This window comes from Listeria farberi (assembly GCF_014229245.1).
Taxonomy (GTDB): Bacteria; Bacillota; Bacilli; order Lactobacillales; family Listeriaceae; genus Listeria; species Listeria farberi.
On sequence record NZ_JAARZJ010000010.1, the window covers coordinates 1 to 23,675 of the forward strand.

General features: G+C 33.5%; 18 protein-coding genes. 16 read left to right on the top strand and 2 right to left on the bottom strand.

The annotated features are described in order from the left end of the window. Together HCB45_RS15460 and HCB45_RS09840 are read left to right on the top strand one after the other, a co-directional pair. Positions 1 to 119 (top strand): LPXTG cell wall anchor domain-containing protein (locus HCB45_RS15460; RefSeq protein ID WP_185619726.1); only part of this gene is annotated, 119 nt, incomplete at its 5' end. A gap of 487 nt (positions 120 to 606) precedes the next feature. Further along, a complete protein-coding gene (locus HCB45_RS09840) occupies positions 607 to 3,384 on the top strand; it encodes an LPXTG cell wall anchor domain-containing protein (protein WP_185619728.1) in 2,778 nt (925 codons plus the stop codon). 805 nt (positions 3,385 to 4,189) lie between these two features. On the opposite strand, the gene HCB45_RS09845 is transcribed toward HCB45_RS09840, so the two are convergent. Beyond that, positions 4,190 to 4,438: a type II toxin-antitoxin system Phd/YefM family antitoxin gene (locus tag HCB45_RS09845; protein WP_185619730.1), complete on the bottom strand. Its 249-nt coding sequence runs from the start codon at positions 4,436 to 4,438 to the stop codon at positions 4,190 to 4,192. Between the two features lie 1,179 nt (positions 4,439 to 5,617). Between HCB45_RS09845 and HCB45_RS09850 the strand changes: the two genes are divergently transcribed. From HCB45_RS09850 to HCB45_RS09890, 9 genes are all read left to right on the top strand, one after another. Beyond that, a complete protein-coding gene (locus HCB45_RS09850) occupies positions 5,618 to 6,379 on the top strand; it encodes an MBL fold metallo-hydrolase (RefSeq protein ID WP_185619732.1) in 762 nt (253 codons plus the stop codon). A 729-nt stretch (positions 6,380 to 7,108) separates the two neighbouring features. After that, positions 7,109 to 7,618 (top strand): HXXEE domain-containing protein, encoded by a 510-nt coding sequence (locus HCB45_RS09855; protein ID WP_185619734.1) that lies wholly within the window; start codon positions 7,109 to 7,111, stop codon positions 7,616 to 7,618. 506 nt (positions 7,619 to 8,124) lie between these two features. Further along, positions 8,125 to 8,718 (top strand): hypothetical protein, encoded by a 594-nt coding sequence (locus HCB45_RS09860; RefSeq protein WP_185619736.1) that lies wholly within the window; start codon positions 8,125 to 8,127, stop codon positions 8,716 to 8,718. A gap of 454 nt (positions 8,719 to 9,172) precedes the next feature. After that, entirely contained in the window at positions 9,173 to 9,520 is a 348-nt protein-coding gene (locus tag HCB45_RS09865) for a hypothetical protein (protein ID WP_185319565.1), read from the top strand. Between the two features lie 15 nt (positions 9,521 to 9,535). Next, the gene (locus tag HCB45_RS09870) at positions 9,536 to 9,967 is read left to right on the top strand and encodes a protein-export chaperone SecB (RefSeq protein ID WP_185619737.1); all 432 of its coding nucleotides are present in this window, start codon (positions 9,536 to 9,538) and stop codon (positions 9,965 to 9,967) included. Between the two features lie 526 nt (positions 9,968 to 10,493). Next, positions 10,494 to 10,817, top strand: a complete 324-nt coding sequence (locus HCB45_RS09875; protein WP_185319563.1) for a hypothetical protein — start codon at positions 10,494 to 10,496, stop codon at positions 10,815 to 10,817. 5 nt (positions 10,818 to 10,822) lie between these two features. Beyond that, positions 10,823 to 11,317, top strand: coding sequence for a matrixin family metalloprotease (locus HCB45_RS09880; RefSeq protein WP_185319562.1), 495 nt, complete (start codon positions 10,823 to 10,825; stop codon positions 11,315 to 11,317). 12 nt (positions 11,318 to 11,329) lie between these two features. Then, positions 11,330 to 11,983 carry a cell surface protein gene (locus tag HCB45_RS09885; protein WP_185319561.1) on the top strand — a complete coding sequence of 218 codons (654 nt, stop codon included), beginning with the start codon at positions 11,330 to 11,332 and terminating at the stop codon, positions 11,981 to 11,983. 341 nt (positions 11,984 to 12,324) lie between these two features. Then, positions 12,325 to 12,585 carry a hypothetical protein gene (locus HCB45_RS09890; protein ID WP_185607970.1) on the top strand — a complete coding sequence of 87 codons (261 nt, stop codon included), beginning with the start codon at positions 12,325 to 12,327 and terminating at the stop codon, positions 12,583 to 12,585. Positions 12,586 to 12,780: 195 nt separating this feature from the next. Here the strand turns inward: HCB45_RS09890 and HCB45_RS09895 are convergent, their stop codons facing one another. After that, the gene (locus HCB45_RS09895; protein WP_185619739.1) at positions 12,781 to 13,221 is read right to left on the bottom strand and encodes an ankyrin repeat domain-containing protein; all 441 of its coding nucleotides are present in this window, start codon (positions 13,219 to 13,221) and stop codon (positions 12,781 to 12,783) included. Between the two features lie 254 nt (positions 13,222 to 13,475). Between HCB45_RS09895 and HCB45_RS09900 the strand changes: the two genes are divergently transcribed. The 5 genes from HCB45_RS09900 (at position 13,476) to HCB45_RS09920 (ending at position 23,665) form a co-directional block, all read left to right on the top strand. Then, positions 13,476 to 13,844: a hypothetical protein gene (locus HCB45_RS09900; RefSeq protein WP_185319558.1), complete on the top strand. Its 369-nt coding sequence runs from the start codon at positions 13,476 to 13,478 to the stop codon at positions 13,842 to 13,844. 449 nt (positions 13,845 to 14,293) lie between these two features. Then, the gene (locus HCB45_RS09905; RefSeq protein WP_185319557.1) at positions 14,294 to 14,983 is read left to right on the top strand and encodes a cyclic nucleotide-binding domain-containing protein; all 690 of its coding nucleotides are present in this window, start codon (positions 14,294 to 14,296) and stop codon (positions 14,981 to 14,983) included. A 76-nt stretch (positions 14,984 to 15,059) separates the two neighbouring features. Then, a complete protein-coding gene (locus HCB45_RS09910; protein ID WP_185619741.1) occupies positions 15,060 to 20,963 on the top strand; it encodes an ATP phosphoribosyltransferase regulatory subunit in 5,904 nt (1,967 codons plus the stop codon). Next, on the top strand, positions 20,960 to 23,368 hold the full coding sequence (locus HCB45_RS09915) for a cell envelope integrity TolA family protein (protein WP_185619743.1): 2,409 nt from the start codon (positions 20,960 to 20,962) through the stop codon (positions 23,366 to 23,368). Before HCB45_RS09910 ends, HCB45_RS09915 begins: the two co-directional genes overlap by 4 nt. A 54-nt stretch (positions 23,369 to 23,422) precedes the next feature. Next, the gene (locus HCB45_RS09920; protein WP_003721714.1) at positions 23,423 to 23,665 is read left to right on the top strand and encodes an ATP synthase subunit C-like protein; all 243 of its coding nucleotides are present in this window, start codon (positions 23,423 to 23,425) and stop codon (positions 23,663 to 23,665) included. The last annotated feature ends 10 nt before the right edge of the window (positions 23,666 to 23,675 follow it).

Here is a 23,675-nt window from a genome sequence, read left to right on the forward strand (position 1 = left end):
ATGGGAAGTTAGCAAAAACAGGAGATAAGAGTATGTTGTCTCTACAAGGAATAGGTGCAGGATTATTAGCGTACCTATCCGGAGTATGGTTATGGGCAAGAAGAAAAAAGAAAGCGTAACGAAGTAATATAATAACAGAGAATCAGCAGGGAACTATTCAGAGATGAAGGTGGGACTTGTTGATTCTTCTGTTTATTTTTAAAGAGTAGAAAACAGATGAGAGAAAAGAATATAGTTATTAGTAGAGGAATGAATTTGTAAATATACTTAAAATATTTAAACCAGACGGCTATGTGCTAGTAAAGTCTTCTATTATCAAAGAATAGAATGAATGATCTAGATGCTCATGAATCTGGCACTTTAGTTTGCTTAAATTATACTGTAATCTTGACCTCTTGGGTTTGGAAAAGTATACAACAAATATTTATGCTAGTTCCTATTGCTCAATAGATGTAATGATAATTTGTAAATATACAGAAAAGTTTATCATTTAGGATTAAGAGAGCTAATAAAGGGAATAATAAGCTATAAAAAAGAAGTTATTAAATCGATTTAGGTTGTTAATGCAATAGAATATAATATATAGAATAGAGGAGGGTTTAGAGAATGAAAAAGTATGGATATAAAACTATACTTTGTCTGGTAAGTATCCTATTGATTTTTTTTAGCGTAAATAACAAAGTATTAGCAGATGTGAATGTGATGTCAGTGTATGTGGGGGATTCAATTGTTTGGAATGGTAGTAATACAGGTAATGTTTCCGGGATTTCTGTTAGTGGTAGTGGAGATAACCTTACTATTAATGTTCAAGGAGGGCAAAATTATGTTGGGTTAACCATTAATGGTGGAGACGGCTCTGATAACGTACATATAAATATTTTATCAGGAATCGCTGTTTTTCAAGGTAATAATAACAATATTCCTCCTGGAGTACCTACTAACGGAAGTGGTGGGAGAGCTGGTATTTATGTTAATTCTAACGCGTCTTTAACCATTTCAGGAGGGGGATTGAAAGCGATAGCGACCACGGGAAATGATGGAACCGGTCATGCTGGTATTACATCTAATGGGTCAGTTACAATTAATAACACTAATATTACAGCTACAGGCTCGAATTCCACGAATAATAGTCCTGGTGGAAATGGAATAGAGACCTTAGGTGATTTTATAGTTGCTCAAAATGGACAACCTACTATCAATGCTACAGGCGGTTCCTCTCAACAAAATGATGGTGGAAACGGTATTTTTAGCTTAGGTAAGATAAATGTAAAATTAGGGATAGTAACTGCTCGAGGTAATACAGGTGTTAATGGTGGAGCAGGAGTAGTTGCAGCAGATTATCCTTCGGGAAGTGCTTCTTCACCTCAAGATACAATCATTGTAGAAAATAGCGCACATCTAAATGGTATCGGAGGTACAGGGTTAACGGGAATAGGTGGCGCAGGAGTATTAACTTCGAAATCTATTGATATCACGAGTGGAGGGAATATAGCTGGTACAGGTGGAAATGGGGCTACAGAAGGTGGCACAGGTTTAGCTGCAGCTAGATCGCTCGGTTCAGGGTATCCAGCAAATACTAATGCTAATGATAGTATCCATTCAGATAATGGTGGTACGATTCTTGGTACAGGTGGAGACGCAACTACCTCTGGTACAGGTGGAGTAGGAATAGAAACAAATTTAATTGCGAATACTGGTGGAGCTGAGATTTTAGGAGAAGGCGGTAATGGCGCCGGCGCTGGGAGTGGGGGAGATGGAATACAAACAACATCAGGGAATTCCAACGTTATTACTGGCGCAAATCTGAGTGGTACAGGTGGAGATGGTGGGACAACTGGTTCTGGTGGAAATGGTATTCAAACCGATCAATCGTTGAGCGTATCCAATGGTGCACGAGTAACTGGTGCTGGTGGACAGGGAAATGGACCAGGAGAAGGTGGAATAGGTATTCTCGTTGGGAAAGATATTACTGCAACTGGAGGCGCAGCTGTAATAGGTTCTGGCGGAAACAATCAAGGCAGTGGAGTATCAGGGACGGGAATAAAAGTTGGTGGAATTATTCAATCTAATAATTCTCAAATAGTTGGAACAGGTGGATTGGGTAGTACTACCAATGCAGGAGATGGTCTTAGTATAGATAATACACAAGGAAATTCTACGGCATTATCTTCGCAGAATGGATCGGTTATTAAAGGGATTGGTGGGAAAGGCGGAGCTCCTTCAGGTTCTGGCGGAAATGGGATTACAATAGGGACTGGATTGATTACTAATAATGATTGCACTGTAGCAGGTACAGGTGGAGATGGAGGCACTAGTTCTAGTAATACTACTCCGAATGGAAGTGGTGGTTCGGGAATAGATGTAGGACCTATTGATAATACTGGTAATGGGACTATTACTGGTAATGGTGGGGATGCAGGAAATCCAGATAACACTAACAGTAGTGATGGTGGAGACGGCATTCATTCAAGTGGAGATATAACTAATTCGGATGGATCTACAATCACTGGTACTGGTGGTAGTGGAAAAGATGCAGGAGACGGTATTCACTCTGATGGGGATATTGAAAATGGTGGGAATTCCACGAATGATTCCAGTATTATAACAGGTCAAGGGGGAGAGTCGCCAAATGCAGGAGGGAATGGTATTGATTCTGACGGGGATATCACTTTAGGAACTGGGAATGCTTCAGGAATTGGTGGGAATGATGGTGGAACAGGTATCCATGTAGATGGTAATGGAACAATTACAGGTGGAAATAACACGGCATCAGGTTCTCCAGCGATTGATTCTGGTCAAGGCATCCATGTTATTGATGGGACAACTTCTACAAAAGGAGATACCAAAACACCTTCGTTAGTAATTGAGGGAGGAAGTTATGGAGAAGTTCCTTCTGGAAGTAATGTATTTAATTTACCCCCTAAAAATGCAGATGGGGATGGGTTAAAACAAATCACTGTTATTTTAGAAGGTAATTCAACTCCTGGGAAAAAAGTTTCAGTGACCTTTACCAAAGGAAACGGTTCGGCCTATTCGTATAATACCTCCCACTTAGTCACAGGAAAAGATGGAAGAATGCATGTTTGGTTGCCAAAAGGAGCCGTTATTAAAAATATAAGTTCTAATGGAATCAAATATCCAGGTAAATATGTTGTGACAAATAAAAATAATCAAGTAGCCTATTTTAAAATTAAGAGAGAAGAAAGTAAAGTCACCCCAAGTAAACCGTCCAAGGAAAAAGCAAACGGACATCAAGTATCTTCTATTATAAGTGGTAAAGATGGGCGTTTACCGAGCACGGGGGATAAAAATAATGTAGTTAATCCAGTGATTGGGAGCTTATTAGTTATTTTAGGAAGTTATTATATATGGCGGAAAAAGTGAGAAGAAATAGAGTGATTCTTGTTTTAAAAGAGAGAAGCTTTTGGAACAACATGTATTTTTATCCTAATTTTAGAGATTAGATATAGGAAAGCTATTTGTTATAAGTAAAGAAGTTAAAAATAAAAGAAAAACACTTTTCCAGTAGTAAACGGAAAGGTGTTTTTCTTTTATTAGACATGAGGTACGCCTATTTGACGCTCTTATTGTTATAATTCTCTTGATAATAAAAACGGAAAAACAATCTCCACATGAGCTGATACTGCCGCGAGAAAATCATTCATGTACACTTAAGATACCACCACTACATGGTGAATTTGCAAAGGGAGCCATGTTCGCGGAGGTCTTTCTTTTTTATTATACCATGTTACAAAAAGCAAACTCTTCTATTTTTTCGTGAATAAATGATAATATCTTAACAGCCTCATACCTAACGATGTACCCCAAAAAAACACATGAACCGGAGCAAGGCTATAAAATATAAACAACACATAAAAATGAGAAATCATTAACAGCATCTATCTTTTTGAGTGAAAAGCATCCTTTTTCCGGCAAGTTCTCAACACAATATAAACCGATGACTTTCTCATATAGCTGGAGCTGGCATAATCACGTAAAAGTTTTGAATTCAATGGAACTCGTTTAGTAATTTGCCAATAGACCGGCAAAATGAATACAGTTTGCGTATTTTCTTCTCTACACAGATGGAGAAGCCAGCTGAGCAATCAACTTTAAGAACAATGAAAAAAGAAGTCAAAAGGAAGGGATTTCGGCTTGTATGTTGAAATCTTTCTATATAGAAGTCAGTTTATATTTCCTCAAAGTCATCTTTGGTTGAATTTTCCATTAAGCTAGAAATGTAATTTAGTGTGCCAGTTCTTTGTAAATAAAGTTCTTCTTGCATAGAAGTCCACTCTCGTTTAGAGACAAGAATAACGTCATCATGTAACCCTTGTTTATTGTTCATAGTTATTTCTATTACTTTGTTAGAACTGGCTACTTCTTCTAGAAACTTAAACATGTCTTTTTTAAAATTTACTGATGTTACTACATTCATTTTATCACCATCCTTACTCTCATTATAACCCTCACATAGAGAATGTGTTGCAATTTAATAACAGGCTGATGACAGGTTGTGGATTTTTTATTAGAACTTTATAAATTAATCTTAGACAAGCTTTTTTACAGGACTTACATATAGTATTTATTTTTCTACAAGTCAAGTTAATGGAGCAAAGAGACTACTTACTATTAGTTATGTTGATAGTAGTTTTTATTATGAAATATATTTTGTTTTAGATAGTTTCAAAAGTCCGGAATGCTACATAAAAAGTACATTTCTAGAGGTGGAATACAAGATAATTTATAGGACATAGAAGTTTTAAGGAGGAACAGTAAATTTGAATTTAAAAAAAAGATATAAATCGAAAAACAGAAAATATATCCATAGCTTTCCGTGAATCTGCATTATTTAGTGTACTAGAAGAGAAGGGACTATCCGAATTTATGACAACATGAACAAGTGAATTGGAAATAGATTCTGCTATTGTAGAAGGGAGTAAGTAGGGATAATCAAATACTGGATAGAAATAGGATGCAATAAATTGAATGAAAATGGATTTTAATCAGATTCTTATGATGGGAGAGCACTATACTATTACAAAATATATTATACGAAAAAAGAGGAAAATTATCATTGAAAAGAGAGGTAAATTTAGATTTACTACGATGATTAAGTATTTTTATAATTACTTATCTGTTTTTGTAGCGATAAGTTCATTTTCGATCTTTATGTTCTTTTATAAAGTCAAGATACAAACTAATTGGTTAGATGTAGTGGTAGATAAGATAACACCCAATGTTTTCTTTATATATTTTATTCATAATGCTGTTTTACTTATACTAATTGATTGGTTGAGTAAGTTAATATTGATCCAAAACCATTTACTTATTATGCTACCAGGTATTGCGGTAATTACATTTTGTATATCTTTTATATTAGCAGAAATTCATCGTGCAGTTGCCTTGAAGTTAAGACGTGTATTTAATCTTAAAGGTGTTAGCTGAGTAACAAACAATTAATGTTGGAAATGTGTATGTCAAAATATCTAAAAAAATGTAGAGCTCTTAATTAAGGAGTATTTACTGTTTTTAGCGTTTATCCTAAGACGGGAAATAGATAATAATATAGACAAAGGTATATTACGGAAATCCTAAAGATGGGAGTTAAATGAGTATGAAAATAGAATTGTTTCATGTCGGGATAGCAACTTGCGTACTACGTATAAATAGTCAGTTGAAAATCGCCATTGATCCAGCGCTTTTTGAAAAGGGAACGAAATTAAAATTTAAAACATTTGAATCAGAACGGTTGAAAAGTCCGCGTTTTGATAAAGAAACTTTTGAGGATGTAGATGTATGGTTAATAAGTCATTTTCATGAGGATCATATAGATAAACTTGGAAAAGAAAAAATTGCTCAAAAGTCCGTAGTTCTTAGTAATAAAGATTCCAGCGCTTTTTTAGCAGATATTAATAGTAAAGAAATAAGTTGGAAAGAAACGTATGTTTTTGCTAAAGGGAATATAGTTGTTGAGATTCAAGCTATTCCTGCTTATCATGCAAGTTCTTTTTTTATGCGAAAATGGATTGGAAAAGTCAATGGGTATTATTTGACAGTTATCGAGGGGGCTGAGGTGAAAAAAATTTATTTTACATCAGATACAGTTTTTCATAGAAATATTATCCAAACACTTCCAGAAAAAGTGGACCTATTGATTGCGAATTTAGGGAATGTACAAGCTAATAAAAGAGGTGGTCCGTTGACAATGGATATTCCAATGCTTCATAAATTTGTGGAAATTCTTACTCCTTCTGTTGTTGTTCCTGTTCACATAAATGATTTATCTCATTACGAAACACAAGAAGAAAGTATTATAGAAGCTGGCTATACCATCGTTGAAACTGGGAAATGGCACGAGTTGTTCAACCACCAGTAATTCTAGGGATGAAAAGAGATAAACACTATGTAATACCACTATTTTAAATTATTTAGATTATACAGCAAAATTTTTTCAGCCGTTTTTAATGCAATATTAGGAAAAATATCTTGAAATGAAAGGTTTTCAAATTCAGAAGAATTTAAAAAAATCAAAGAAAAAGTGATATCTAGAATAGTAAAAGTTAATATGATATGTTAACTATTGAAGCTATGATTTTAAAGGCGAGCAGAAATACTTTTATTCAGGAGTTATAGTGCATGGTTAAATATAGTGTTAGAAACAGGCTATGATTGAGAAAAATGGATTAAACATGAGGACTCTCTTTTCTATAATAATTGAAACATTGGATTTTGTTGAATCTAAATTACGTGAGAATATTAATAGTTTAGAGCTGGATGCCCTGAAGATAAAGAAAAGTATCTTTTTAAATGTTTTTATCATCTGGATCAGAAAGAAGAAACTTGTTTTCGAATGGCGTTTAAAACAGGTTTTTTTGGAATATTATTTCAGAATGGATAGAAGCTCTCTGTTATAGCTACTCAGGCAATAGAAGATGAAATTGTTTATTTGCTTTGGATCCAGTGGAATGTCTCCCTTTTGTTAAAAGAAGGTTTATTATATGAAGGAACAAAGTTTAGAAATAACGAAATAAAAACCAGTCATGATACAATTACAGTTGTTATCAGATGATATCTGAATAAATTAATTAGGAAAGGTGAAGTTGATATGGCAACAATAATGTGGGTGTTCTTATTTCCGTCATTATTTATAATCCATGATTTTGAGGAAATTATTTATGGGCATAGTTGGTTCAATAAAAATAAAGAAATTATCGGAGCTAAGGTTCCAGAAAAACTTATGTCTAGACTGGGGGATTCTTTAGGAGGTTCTGTTTCTCAATTTGCGTTTGCTGTGTTGGAAGAATTCATTATTTTAGTTTTCCTTGCAGTTTTAACTAGTATATATCAATGGTATTCATTTTATGTATGCCTAATGTTTGGATACTGTGTCCATGCAGTTATGCATTTATTTCAATCTATTTATATCAGAAAGTATATTCCAGCTACTGGAACCGGGATAGTAACAAGTATTTTTATTATCTACGGAGCTATAATTATTGTAAGAGAACAAAATTTACAATGGGGATTTATTTTAATGGGGCTGCCACTAATGATGTTTGCTATTTTTTTGAATGTGGTATTTGCGCATTGGATATCCAAACGCTTAGTAAAATAATGTTGAAGCTAAAAAAATTTGCTAATAAGAGACTTATAACAAATTTCACTTACATCTTCTGAACTTTCTAGGAAATCATGCTCAAACTAAGCTTTAATAGATACTATGTGAAGAAATGAAATAGTCCTCTGGAAAGTCTAATGGAAGTAGTTTGGAACATTTTGTCTATCAATAAGTTGGAAGATTTTAGGGATGAATTGTTCATTGAAATCGAAACCAAGTTGATTGATAAGAATTGTGATACAAATGACTCTATTTTGATAAAGAAAACGATAAATATTAATAGGTTACAATGGTCTTATGAATCTAACGAATAGTTATTTATGAATTCACTGTTTTGTCACTGTATGTTTATATATACTAGTTTGAATTTTTTAGAATTCAAAACATTAAAATGATCTCTAGTAAAAGGTTTTTTCTGTTACTTTTTATAGCTAGAAATTAAAAAGTTATTTTAATTGGTTGGAATAGAGTCCTTCTATAATTTTGAGAGGAGTAGTGATTGTATGAATGAATTGGTTTTTGTTAAAGAGAATTATAATGTAATTCATATATCATTTCTACAAAGAGGGAATATCCAAGAAAAAGTGTATAAGTGGTACCTGCTTTATAGAGATATGGAAAGAGTACATGTTGATACGTTTACAATGATTAAAATAGATGATCAAAGAAAAAAAGTATTTGTTGTAGCTCTTTCATATGATACAAAAGCGGAACAATTATATAAGATATTTCCTTTGGTCAGCTCTCAGCCAAGTTGGCAGGTTCAGCTCATCTGTCAGCATTTAACAAATAATGGTATTAAGTTTTATCGAGAGCGCTGTTTCAAAGGCCTAAAGAATGGTTATAGTAGAGGATTACAAGTAGACGTGTCGTTTCAAAATGACAACCAATGGTGCTTTATTGAATATCACGGAACACATCATTATTATAAAAGAGGTGCATCCATTCAAAGATTTAAAAACATTCTCAAAAATATGGAACTTAAACGAATATGGTGTGAAGAACATCAAGTCCCATATCTAGAAATACCTTTTTTTAGACAAAAGGAAATCATTCATATGGTGGATGCCTTTTTATCAAAAACAATGAAAAAGTAAGAATTAATGATATGCTGTTGCTTTTTTTAGAAAAAATTTTACTCTTATATAGAGAGAAAAAAGTAATAACTTATCTTTGTTTTATCACATGAAAACATTGCTGAAAGGAGACCATAAGGAGACCATAGAGCTGCAACTTTCAGCTGTTTTTGATTACTTTATGTTGTGTGAATAAAAATAAAAACGTTGATATATAGCGATTTCTAACGTTTTTGATTCATTGTTTATTATTGGGGAAGAAAACTCTTAATCAGCGGGTCGGGGGTTCGAACCCCTCACAACCCATATTGGAAAACCGCCTAAACAAAGAGTTTAAGCGGTTTTTTATTTGTGAAATTATAGTGTGAATTCGCCTATAATTATAAATTGAGTTTAAGAAAGGCAAAAGCTATAAAAAACAATAAAGTTCGCTTTGTAGAGAACTTCAATTGTAGAAAGTAAGGAGGAATAAATTATGGGAATATTTGAGGATAGAAGTATTGTATTAGATGAAAATATTGTTAATGTAAAAGAATGGCTTACACCAGAGGAAGCCATTACCATTTTCATCTCGGCTGGTTATCAATTAGAACTTAAAGAGGAATACCAATATATAAATAATAGTATGAGTATTAGCTCAAGGGAACTTTCCAGTGATTCTGAAAATTATATAAACCATGAAGACTCTTATATCCTAACGCAACTTAATCTTAAAAATGTAGATTTTGCCAAAGCAGTACTAGAAGGTGATAAAAGTGAAGATGTGTATAAACGTAGTAAAGTAAATAAAGTTGATCTGAAAACTTTACAAGGCGCAGCATAACAGAGAGGTGAAACAATGAAACTAAAAAATAGTATTTTTCGATTTGAAAATCCTGTTTTAACTGATATGTACTTTAAAGTTAATGATGATTTTATAAAAGAAAAAATGGACACAGATATGGAATCTGCAAACGGTAGTATAATGGTAAAACGTGAAGATGACAAATTGAATGAAGCTTTAGTGCGTCTTACTATAATTATAGGTGAAAAAGGAGATTCGTTTCCATTCGAGCTTAAATTAATAATGGAAAGTAAATTTTTATGGCAGGAAGGTATTGATGAAGAAACCATAAATACTTTGTTAACAGTAAATGCTCCTGCGTTGTTACTTGCTTATATAAGACCGATGGTTTCTAGTATAACTGATTCATCGGAGTACCCAACTTATCATATTCCGTTTATTGATTTTGCAAGCACAGAAATGACACCTACTGAGTATAATGACTAAACCACCCTAACCTCGCCGTTAGGGCTTTTTTATGCAAAAAAACACCCTGAACAAAGAGTTCAAGGTTGCAGTAATATAAAACCGCTAATAGTTGAATGAAATTACTAGGTACAAAAAGCACCTATTAGATTATTATTACACAGATTTATTAAGAGTCAATAATTTTTAGACTTATTGAATAATTATACTGTTTTTATTCACTAGGATATTATGAAATATGATAAATATTTAAATAAATAAGGTGTTTTTATATAAAAACAAGCTTGTATTATAAGTGGATATGTATTTTTTGTGTCAAAAAGAAATTGAAATGCATAAATAATGAATAATAACTCATCTTGAGCAATATTTTGTGATTAGATACACAATATTACACAAATTGTGTAAGAATAAATCTAAATAAGTCTCGTTTTTAGTCGTTCATGACAAGAATCGGACATTTCATTACATTTTTGGTTATACATTGGCTTGTTATGTTATATTGTCAAAGCATAGTTTTGCGATAAATATAAAAGGGAGGAATAGCATGAAAAAAATACAATGGGTAGTTAATCGAATGTTTGTTTCTGGTATTTTATTAATTGTTATGTTATTTATAGTTCCCCCAAGATTTGGGGTAGCAGATGGCGACAAGGTAAGCTTTTATGAGTACTTTTATGGTGCCCCTTTAAGATGGCTAAATGTAACTAGTATGACAGATGAGAAAAGTAGTTTTACAGGAACGTTTTTTATGGGAAACGAAGGTATAAGTATTAATTGGTTTAATTTACTAGGAAGCTTTTTGTTAATTTTCGTAGTAGTAAGTATTGTTTTTTTTCTTATCAAAAAATATTACAGCAAAGAGAGGTAGAAAAATTGAAGAAAACTTGTTTATTCTTTTTAATATGTGTTTGTTTGAGTGTAATAGTAATTCCAGACATAAAAGTACATGCTGCAGCTAAAATTAATAGTTGGGATTTAGTTGATTCTGGGAAACATTTGGACTACGATGGTAATTCTAAATATATGTCTTATATTAAGTCTGGCGCAGCTACATGGAATAGTTACAAAAAAGGTGTCATAAGACCAGATTCTCCTAAAGTTTTGGAGGATGTATTTTGTAACGATACTTCTGCAAATAACTATGTGAATGCTACTACATATAGTAGTGGGAAAATTACTTTTAATAAGAAAAATATGGATAAAAAAAATGCTGCGGGGAAAAAGAATGTGGCAACACATGAATTAGGTCATTGTTTGCGATTGGCTCATAATACTTCATCAGACATAATGTATATGTACAGCACATCAAAAACCACGCTTTCAACAAATGATAAAAAATCTTATGATGCAGCATATAAAAAATATTAGAGGAGTACATAAATGAAAAAAACAACAGCTGGGATAATCATTTTAGTAATCAGTATTTTGGGTTTTGCTTGTTTTTTAGCATTGAACACAAAGTTAGATAACAAAGAAGCGAAGGAGAAAGAAGTTCCAGTATATGCAATTCATGCAGATTATAATCTAGATGTCGATAATCCTAATGCAGTAGTCGGTGGTTCTGATTATGTGTTTGTCGGTAAAGTAACAGAAAATACTGGAACAACATATAAAGATAAAGCACCATTAGAGCAAGAAGATGGTTCGGTTAAATATGTAGGAGAAGCATTTACAAATTATAAAATTAAGGTTCTATACAATTTGAAAAATGAATTAGTAACCAATAACGAAATTACTTTAGCAAAACAAGGTGGTATTCGAGAAGATGGTTCTGCGTATGATATTTTTGAAGATGATCTACTTCCGGAAATTGGAAAAGTATATATATTCAATGCATATACACAAGATGATGGTTCATTGCTAGTATCTGGCGCCAACTCGACTATTTCTTTTGATGAAAAAACGCAAAATATTGATACCCAAAAAGAGCTTGCTAAAACAGAAGAAGTCCAACAATATAAAAATGCGGTAGATAATCAAATTTTGACAGAAGACAATAATTTGAATTCTGATTTTGATGCGAGTCAAGAGTAATGATAATTAAATTTTCCGTGAAAAATTACGTTTGAACAGTAAGGTGGAATTTGTAAGAGTAAATGGAGCGTGAATCGGTAGGATACTATTTTAAAATGAAAAATTCATTTTTATAGAATCTATTCATTTTCTAGTAATATTCTCTGTTTTACTGGTTCAAACTACAGTAATAAATATACAAATGCATATTAGAGTACTACTTATGACATTTGTAATAAATAGTTTTATTCTATCTATACCTTGGGTTATTAAGATGATACGAGCAGGAAAACAGACTATATTTTAGTACTACTTGATTTTAAGAACGTTTGTTCGTGTAATGTTTTTAAGAGGTGAAGAACATGTATAATTTAATTGATGATATTTTAGAACACTCAATAGTGTTAGCAGATGCGTTAAAAAGAAATTGGTCAATAGAAGTACTGTTTTTAAAGAACAATCATCATGTACGCTATAAGTATGTAGTTCCTGTTTATTTGGACCACGAAAGAAATATAGTTCAACTACAGCGATTTGACGAACGAATAATTGACATTAATATAGAAAGTATTTATAAAGATTATTTGCGGGGCATAAATGGGGCAGACCAAAACAACATATAAATACTTGTAGCTTCTTGTAACAGCTTTCTAAAAGATATAAACCGCGTAACATAGCCGTTTTTATCTCATAAATGCGTGTAACTGCTTAACACAAAACCAACTCTTAATCAGCGGGTCGGGGGTTCGAAACCCTCACAACCCATATTGGAAAACCTCAACAGTTCAATAATTGTTGGGGTTTTTATTATGTCAAGATTATTCATCAGACAATAAGTCTTCGGGAGATATGTGGTATTTATTTTGCTTTGTGACATCAGCTCCATTTTCCAGTAAAATAGCTATTGATTTAGCTTCTTTAGGTAACTCCATTGCTGCACGCCATAATGCTGTATTTCCATTATTATCTTTAGCATCAATAATTGCTCCCTTTGAAATCAAGTACTCAACTATTTCCGCATGGTCATTTATTGAAGCTAAATGTAAAGCAGTCAATCCATTTTTATCATGTAAATTCAAATCGCTACCTTTTTCAATCAAATATGCGATAATACTCATTTTTCCTTCTACGACTGCTGACATTAATAACGACCGGCTGTCTCGATCCACACCATTTAGGCCATATTTATTTAGAAAATCGTCAATCTTAGAAAAGTTATTACTTAGTAGCAATGGATATAGTTCATTTTCATTAAACATGTTTTGCACCTCTTCAAATTATTTTTTCTCCGCTTTTGGTTTCCTTATATGAGGTTTTATGGCCAATTTGTATGCGGTGAAAGCGCTTAAATTCCACTGATTATTGTGTAGGTATACTATACCAATTATTTTATAATTTTAATAGGTTTTCTATTTTTTCAATCAAACGTCATTTTAGTTGTACACTTCGTCCGCATGTTATATCCTTTATTTATAAAAACATAAAAAATACAACATAGAAAAGAGAGCTTTAAATGAAGATAAAAAAATGGTTGATAGTAATATTGTCAGTAATAGTTATTTGTGCAGTGGTTTTCGGAATAAAGTGGTTGTTATATAGAGATAATCTTGTAGAAATGATGCAAGTGGACGGGATTCTATATATAGTGACGTATGAACCTGCAAAGCAAGAAGATGCTTTAGAGAAAATTGGCGAGATAGAGCATAGAATTCGCCATTACCAAATACCAGATGAAGATTTCACCTCTAATTATTTAAGTGAAGGAACAGAAATTTATAAAGCAAAAAATGGAGATGAATTCCCAATGACTATTTTGTTTAAAGAGCATGGCGAATATTTTATTGCATCGAAAACTACGGAGCAACCTAATCAGCAACAATAATTTTTTATCTATATGTATTGTAAAAAATCTAGCACCAATGACTGGTAAAGTCATTGGTGTTTTTTATGAGCAAATAAGTGATTTATTTTTGACATAATTTAAACAAATTAATAGATAATAAAAAGCTAGACATTTATATAAATGTACATAAACTGGCTATTTTTGTTTTGTATTAATAAAAATAACCTTAAAAATGCTCTTTAATGAAGCAGTGAATTTTCGTTAATTTGAAGTAGAAATTAAAAAAGTATTTTTTTGAAAACCTTATCAAATGTTCATAAATAGCTATTCATGTTTTTTTTTAGTACTAATCAAGCAGAAAATGTTACGAAAAAATGGCGAGAAATAGTATAAATCACGTAAATCAGTTGTAAATGAGTGTACGAATTAAATTACTTTTGCTAGATAATAAGAAATGTGATGGAAATTCAGAAAGGATGGTAGCAACTATGAAGTATATCGATTACCACGATTATATGCAGAGAGATGCAATCATATATGCATATCTGTTAAATAATTTTTCTTATGTTCGTAAAAAGTTAAAGGCATGGGAAAGTACCACTGTTGATAGGGAACATATTTTGTTGGTGAAAAGTGGAGTGGTATTTGAGGAAATCAATGGAAATAAAAAAGGAATAGCACGATGTTTTTTTCCAAAAAGTTTAATTTTCCCTACTAGAAATCCAGTGGTATTAAAGGCTTTCGAAGCTTCTGAAATTTGTTTTATTGATGCTGAAACTGCTTTCGGGAAATTGGAAAAAGATCAAATTTTATCAAATTTTTTCTTGCAAATTGCAGAAAAAAACGAGGAAGACATGCGAAGACAAGCATTACTTGGCACAGAAAAATCAAAAAATAAAATTATATCGACACTTAATTTTTTACTTGAAAACCATAAATCCAATAGTAAGGTTCCGGTTTTTCCCGAATGGCTACAAATAAATATTTTAGCAAAATTAGCGAATTGTTCCATCTCTACTATTTCTTCAACTGTAAATGAATTGCATATGGAAGGGATACTAGATATTAAATCCTCCCCTTGGAAACTGAAAAGCAAGGAAGGTAAGATAGAAATTTTTGATAATGAGCCACAGAAAATTAATACTAATAAAAGAAAACAAATAAGCAATGCTTTTTAATGGTACAAGGCTTGAAGAAATGACTCAAGTACTTTTCCAGGCACAAAAAATCAACTAAAAGAGGTGGAAGTAAGACTTGAAGAAGAATATTTTAGTCGTAGTTATTGTTTCGGTACTTGCAGTTAGTGCTATTGTGTCAGCCTTTTTTCTAATGAGAGACGATGCTTATGCTATTGAAACAGAAGGCTTTACTTATAGTCCTAAAGGAAAAATAGTTAATTTTTCGTCAGAGGCAAAGTATAATGACACATGGATAAATAACGAAAAAACAATTACTGACAAGAAAGAAATGAAGCCAATAAATTTGGCAAGAACATTATTTTTAAAAGATGGGCGAATCCAGTTTCTAGGTAAAAGTGTAGCTGTTAAAAGCGCTTCAGACCTGATTGAACTACCATCCAAAACTTCTGTCACAGAAAATAAAGGAACTTATAAAGCAAAAAGTGACGATGGTAAAACATTGGCACAACTTCCAAAAGGTACCGTGGTAAAACTTGCGGAAGGAAGATATATCATTTTGGACAATGCTTACCTAAAAAATAAGCAAGGCCTTAACAAAAAGTTACCTAAAAACGTACTTGTTTCTATAGATGAAAATAAAAAAGTTATGTTAATGGGAGATAAAACCATTGAAGAATTAGGTAGCGATGATGCTTATATTGAAATGGAAAATAACCATTACCGTTTTGATTTAAAAAATGAAATGTTAGTTAGCCAATCAGATAAAGAAGCAGATATTGATATTCAATCTATCAAGGTTGAAATAGATGATAATGCAGAAAAAAGAAAGTTGAAAACAACTAAAGAAACTGCAGAAGAAGCAACGAAAGACACAACAAAAGATACAACAAAAGACAATACAGAGAAAGAAACAGAAAAACAAACTACTAAAGATTCTGGGCAACAAGCAAACCAAAATGCTGGTCAAGCCGAGAATGGAAACAATGAAACGCAAGGAACTTCAGGAAACAGCGGTAATGGAGAAACAAACAATACAGCTGGTAGTAGTGGTGCTAATGGAAATAATTCTAGTAAAAATGGAACTAAATCCGGCGGCACAGATAGTAGTAAGCCAAGCGAAGGCGATGTTAGTAAAACTAATGAAATCATCAAAAGATTAAACGAAGCGGAGAGTATCAATACTTTCCAAGTGCCGATTGTGGATGTTGATTTAACAGTCAAAGGTCAAGAAGCTTCTGCAAAACTAAAACTAACAGATTCTTCGAAACGACTACAATCTTTGGAGGCAGTTCTTTACGACAGTAAAAATAATGTGGTGAAAAAAGAGAAACTTGATTCCATTCAAGCAAATCAAAATTTCATTTTCAATAACTTGAAATATGGAGAAACATATCAAGTAGTCGTTCAAGGAGCTTATAAATCAGCAAGTAATACTAATCAGGAAACAATTTTCTTCCGCCAAACAGTCGAAGCAAAACCAGTTGTGATTACACCTAAAGTGACTGAACGTGGCGAAGACTATATGAAAGCAGAATTAACTGCAACTGAACTATACGGTCATATAGATAAGTTAGTATTAAAAATCAAAGAAAATAACAGTAATGTCACTACTTCACAAAAAGTTACAGTAGATGCAAACAAACTAACTAAAAATGGTCAAGTAGAAGTAACTTTCAATTCATTAAGCAGTGATAAAGAATACATTGTCGAAATGGAAGAATTGATTGTTGATGGTAAAAATGTAACGGATGAAAGCTGGTACTTTATTTCTTCCACATTAAAAGCTAAACCAACGATGGAAGGATTAAACCTTGAATACAGTACTGAAAAAGGCGAATTTGTCGCATCACCAGTTAATCTGGTAGATAAAGACGATTCTATAACAAGTATTCGTTATGTAGCTTATTTAGAAGATGATTACAAAGCAAATGGTGAAAATGCGAAAGAATATGCATATTCAGTAGTAGATGCTAGTCAGAAGAAAACAGCTGTGAAAGTTGGACGAACTGTAGATATGAGTGATGGGAATTATATTTTCGTTGCCTATATTTCAGGTAATAACGGTCAATCAGACTTTACTTTCGCTTCTCCGGCATCAAATAGTGTAGTTGTTGGTAAAAAAACTAAACCGACAGTAGAGTTCTCCCTTAAAAAAGCTGAACAAGATAAGCTGACAATCAATTATGAAGTTTTTGATGCAGATAGTACACTTCTTTTTGATAACCTAACGCATCCAACGTTAAAAATTTATAAGTCAGATGCACAAGGAATGTATAGTGGTAATCCTATCTCGACCGTAGATTTAATGAAGAAAAGTGACATCACGAACTTACTAGAATTCGACGGTTTAGAAAGTGAATCATACTATGTGGTAGTAATGACAGGTTCATATAATTTGGACGATGGTGCGGGCATTATGGTTGACCAACTCATTGGGCAGTCTTCTGTGTTCCGAACAACTGAAATTACTAATGTTAATGCAACATTCTCACTGGAATCTGTTGATACAAATAAAGCAAAAATTAATGTTAAACTCTCAGATGCTGCTGTGAATTTAAATGAAGCTAATTTAAAAATTTATGAAAACAAAACCAATACACTTGTTAAAACAATTGCGTTGCAAGGTGATTTTGAGAAATTAATGAGTGAAGAAGGAAAGAGCTATCTCTTTGAAGATTTAAGTATCAATAAAGAGTATATCGTGAAGGTAGAAGATGGCTATGATAGTGGAATGAATAATGTTCCGATTATCGGTCAGTTTATTTTCAAAACGAAGAAAGAAACTCCAGAAGCTGACAAAGTATTACTAGATTATCAAGCGGATCAAATGAAAGTAGGCGGATTAGCTGGGATTGAAGCAACAGAAGGACCACTAGTTGATAAGTACAATGCCGTTAGTTCTATCACCTACAGTATTTATAAAGCAGATGATTTAGATACAGCTCTTGTAGAACAAGAAGTTTCAACTGCTGCAGATTTTGAAAAATATGCATACTTTGATTTAACGAATAAGCTTTTAGGTCGCGGGTATTCTTATGTAATAAAAGCAGATGTTGTTTGGAACGATAACTACGAAGATCATCATATTCAAATTAGTTCCGATACCATCCAAATCAAAAAAGAAAAACCAAATGTTGAGTACGAGATTTTAAGTCGTACAGCAAGCGACGTGAAATTAAATGTCTATGTAGAAGATGCGGAAGAATCCATTGTGTTAGGGACACTTAAAATTACTAGTTCGACTGGTGGAGAGGCGCAACTTCAAAGAGGTAAAAATACCGTGACATTACCACTTTCTAGCACTGGTGCCACAACCCTTAAAACATCAGGTGATTATATTATCACAAGTGGAAGCTCAGCAATTTCAGATGACTTTATGACGAAGAAATTGACAGCATTAAATACTAGTGCACCACAAGTTGGAGCTCAAATTGCTATGGATGCAACTGGAAGAACAATGATTCTTACACCTGAACCAGATTCCGTTGCAACAAATACAGTAATGAGAACCAGCTATGATTTAAAAGATGCTTCAAGCTCTAAACCAGATTATTCCGTAACAAAATCTGGCACTAATCAGTTTGAGCCTCAAACTTTAGAACTGCCATTAGGTAATATCTGGTTTGACAATTCCTATCAATTAACTCTTGATATGAAGATGAATTATGCTGAAAATCAAATGGATAACGAAAGTTTAAGTAATAACTATTATGTATCCATTGGAAATGGTTCTTCATTTGTTAGTTCATCAAGTGGAACAGTCTCAACAACAAAAACTGTTAACGGGGCAGATGTTTTCGAAATAACAAAAGAAGGTACTGATTCATCTGGTAACATTACTGGAGTTAAATTTAAAAACATTTGGACAGACCAGTATATAGCATATCGAAATGGTATTTTGATTAGTAATAGCGAAAGCCCGGATTCATTTAAACTAATCCGTCAAGCTGATGGTAGCTATGTGCCAGAATTAAACGGCCGCTATGTTGATTTTGCAGTAGGACTTGTACCTGATGAAGAAGCAGGTTCAAAAATTGATTTATATTCTACACAAGCAAAAACAGCACAGATTGCGAAGTCTGTTTCTATAAAAACACTGGAAGTACCAAATATTTCAGCAGAAAATATCGGCGTCTATGATAAACGCGTCAAATTAGATGTTATTGGTGAAGATAAAGACAATACAACTGTTAAAACAGATAACAGAAATGAACTGTATGTAAATGTGTACGAAGCTGATGGAGAAACACTAGTCAAATCAGTGCGAGTAGACGGTTTGCCAACACGTGACGTTTCCGTTACAGACCTTTCGCCAGATACAGATTACGTCGTTAAAGTAGAAGGTAAATATGATCTGCTAGATGGAACTGGTGAAAAAGATAAAGTCTACTATTCAGAAAATATTAAGACAGAAAAGAGCTTACCAAGCATGAAGTCAACAAGTTATCTTTGGGATCCTTCATTTGGTCAGCGTAGCATTAAGGGTAATGTTGATTTTGTCGATGAGAGTAGCGTTTTAACAAATATTGAATATCGTTTATATGATGCTTCAACTATTTCTTCTAGTTTGTCTAATTTAGTAGCCTTAGAACAAGAATTGGGAAGTAAAACGCCTGTCGTTACATTTGATAATACGACGAAAAAACCAGAATTCTCCATATATAATGGTTCTGGTGGTCAAAACTTTGTTTCTGGTAAAACGTATGTTATTGCTGCATACATGAAAACAAGTTTAGCGAAGGCACCTAGTTTCTTGAGTGATGCAAAATCTCTTTATATTGCACCACCAAGTAGCTTTGCAACTCCAATTACACTAGAAAACGTTTCGACAAGAGAAGCAACTCTTAAATTCTCTTATAATGATCCACAAAGTTATTTAGTTGGTGGACCGAATAAAAACTTCCAATATGTCTTAACAAAAACAACAGACAAATCAGAAGTTAAGAAAGGTACTTTTAATGGTGGTAATACAGCCAGCTGGATGAATACTTTTACAGATTTAGAGCCAGCGACAGGATATACGCTGACAATTTCTACACAGTATGACAATTTAGATGGTGGATTAGTACGAGGATGGAGCAGAAGTTTCAGCTTCACAACAGATGATGAATATGTCACATCGAACTCTCTAACGATTCAACTTGATGCTGGAGCAAAAGCAGTTAAATTACAAGCTAAAGAAGTAAGACCAGGATCAACTACTATCGAAAATATCAAGATGGAGTTCTATGAGTTACTTGACTATGGTGGTAATAATGAGCGTACGCAATTATTAGAAACTAAAAATATTGTGTTACCAAGTTCTTACCCAGCAACAATTAGTGCAGATTTCAGTGTGGCAGGGAAGAAACAAAATCAAAGCTTCTTAGGTAAAATGATTATCACTTATCGTACACCAACTAATGAAGTTAAAACGTATGAGAAAACATCTAACTTTATTACGCTACAAGAAGATATTGCCGCTGGATTAAAATCATTTAAGAGCGTACGTGCAACAAATAAATCCGTAGCAGTCCAATTAGACACAGAAAAAGCGGATACAACAATAAAAGGAAACTACACGTATGAGTTGAAGGATGATAACGGCAAAGTGGTAGATACCGAAGAAGTTCCAGCAAAAGATTTAACAGAAACGGTATCATTAGCCATGGACCCAACTACTAATTATACAGTAACAGTGTTAAACCCAGAGAAAGAGCCAATCGCGCTATACCAAGGGGATAACGAAGAAAATAATGTCAAAGCCGTTGTGGAAGATAATAACTTTACATTAATGAGCAATAACACTGCTGATGCAAAGACAGACTTAACTGTTACTGTAGAACCAAAAGAATTAACTGCATGGGAAACAATTCAAACATGGTTAGGTAAGGACTTCACAGAGACGTATACCGTGAAAAAAGAAGAGTTAGACAATGGTAAGCAAATAGATGCAAATTATGAAGACTCTAAAGTAACTGTGGAAGAAACAAAATCAGGGAAGACTTTTGGAATTATTGAATTGGAGGAAAGCAAATGAAACCTACATGGAAAATAGGGATAATCGTTGCAGCTGTTCCGCTAATTATTATTGCTGTAGTCTTATGGGGATCTTTTAAGGAGGCAAGATCTAATCTTGTCTCCCTCCCTGATGATGGAGTGGTTCTAAATAACGAACAAGAGACTTTGCAATTTCAAAAAGGCAATACACTTTATCGCAGTTGGAATAGTGATGAATTAATCGCAAAAAACGATAAAGAAGATACTCGAAGTGAAATTATGGAGAGTACGATTCTTTATCTAAATAAAGACTCTTTAATGTTTACAAAAAGTGTTCCGGTCATTGATACAAATGGCGTTAGCAATAAGCTGAAAGGAAGACAAGTATATCAACCGGCAAACGATTCTTATCAATATAAGAACTCGAAAATTGCTGAAAATAGTGTAGTTAAATTAGCAAATCGCCAATATTTTTTAAACGCGGATGCGACCCTTTATCTTGGAGGGGAAGAAATTAAAAAAGTTTCGAAACCCTTACTTTTAATTGATAAAACAGGTAGTGTGACAATTTACGAAAATAAAAAGAAAAGTCGCTATCTAGGTCATATGACTTTGAAAATCGATGATAAAACTGTCTTAGATGCTAGTAATGAAACGTACACCATTGATGAACGGAAAATAGATTTAGCTAGTTTCGGTGGTACAGATAATGAAAAAATCGTCGTAAAAGAAGACCAGAAAAAAGAAGACCAGAAAAAAGAAGACCAGAAAAAAGAAGACCAGAAAAAAGAAGACCAGAAAAAAGAAGACCAGGAAAAAGAAGAACAGAAAAAAATTGCTGCGGCTGAAAAAGAAGAAGCCAATAAAACGGCAAGTAATACTACGAAAGCAGAAAATGGAAATAACGAGTCATCCAAAAATGCTGGGAATCAGTTGAATGCAACTAGAAAATACGGCAATGACTTAAATGTTGGAAAAGGTAGCTCAGAATCACAATCAAGCGCTGGGAATGAAACAAAAGATAATGGTTCAAGTAATTCAGGAAATAATACGAACACCGGAACCAATCAACCAGGCTTGGATGAGATAGACGACTATGAAGCAGTTTTACGCAAAATAGAAGACTTGAATAAGAAATTAGAACGAAACATTCCGGTGCTAAGAATTGGTTATATTGCACCTGGAGTGACAAGTGCGAAGGTCAGCTATAGCTACGCCGATCCGAATAACACCTTGATTGGTGTGACTAAAATCAGTGCAGTAGATGAAAAAACCGGAAAAACTGTAAGTACAGAATATGTATCGGCAGTAGATACGGAAGCAACACTTAAAGGTCTCTCACCAAATGGGAAGTATCACCTTGAATTTACGTATCAGTATGATTTAGGGACGGATAAAGGAATTCAAGAAGTCAAAATGCAAAGTGACTCCTTTACAACACAAACAGTTGCAGCGATTTATCAAATGCAAAGTGTTACAAGTACTACGATGAAAGTAAATATTGCACTTGATGCCCAAATTGATGATGTGAAGCGAGCACGTGTGAAAGTAACAAAAGCAGATGGAGATTCTTTCTACATGAATGTTAGTGCAAATTTCTTAAATGGCAACGGTGAAACGCTTAATGTCACCGGGCTAACTCCTAAAACGGCTTACCAGTTCCAAACGATTATTGAAATGAAAAATGGTGAAACAATTGAACTAAACAGCTCCGAGAAATATTACACCATGCAAGCTACAGTCTTAAAAAATCTACGAGCTAGCCAATCTGTTAATAAAACGTTACAAGTACAGTATGACTGGAGTTCTGCGGATTACACTTTAAATCAAGCGAAAATTGAACTAGTAAACGAAGAAGATAAAACAGAGGTAGATTACCAAATTGTTAATCAAGAAAAAGGCAACATTCATCTTGTCCCAGTGACAGAGAATGACTCTGTCCACTTAAAAGCGAAACTAGTGCTTGAAACAACTAACAAAGAAACCAAAGAAAACAAAACGTTTGAATATCCAATTAAACAAGAAATTGAATACACCAAACAAGCTAAATTAACAATCGCTCTTACACCATTTCAAACAGAAGAAATGAACGCAGTGGATACAGAAGAGCAATCAAAAGAGGTCGTGGCAGAGAAAGACACTAATAAAAATGATTTAACCGCGAAAGTGGAAGATGTTTTAGCACCACAAAATGCCACATATGATATGACCTTTTCTATGCAACGCGAAGCTGGAGAAAATTACCAGTTAGCCTTAGAAAGAAAAGCTGTTGGAGTAGATAGTGATGACTGGACTACTTGGAACACGAAGCAAATTACAGCGGATGAAACTGGGCTAGTGGAATATACTGAAACTATTTCGAAGTTAGCGAAAGAAAGCTTTGATTACCGCGTGGCAGTATATGATGCAGAAGGTGCGTTACAACTTTATGTTTATCCAGAATAAAACAAATGAACCACAAAGAATACAACAAACTTATACAGAAGGTAGGAAATAAATATGGATTTAGTAGTTGCATGTAGCGTAATTGGTGCAGCACTGGCAATTGGGCTTGCGACTTTAGGAGCAGCAATTGGACAAGGAATTGCAGTTAGTAGAGCAACAGAAATTATCGGAAAAAACCCGAATGCAAAGAAAGAAGTCATGGGAGGTCTCTTCTTGGGACTTCTTATGATTGTTGCATTAATGCTATTTGCACTGGCAATCGCAGTCATCTTGCTTTGGGTTAATCCGTTTATATGATGGGTGAGAG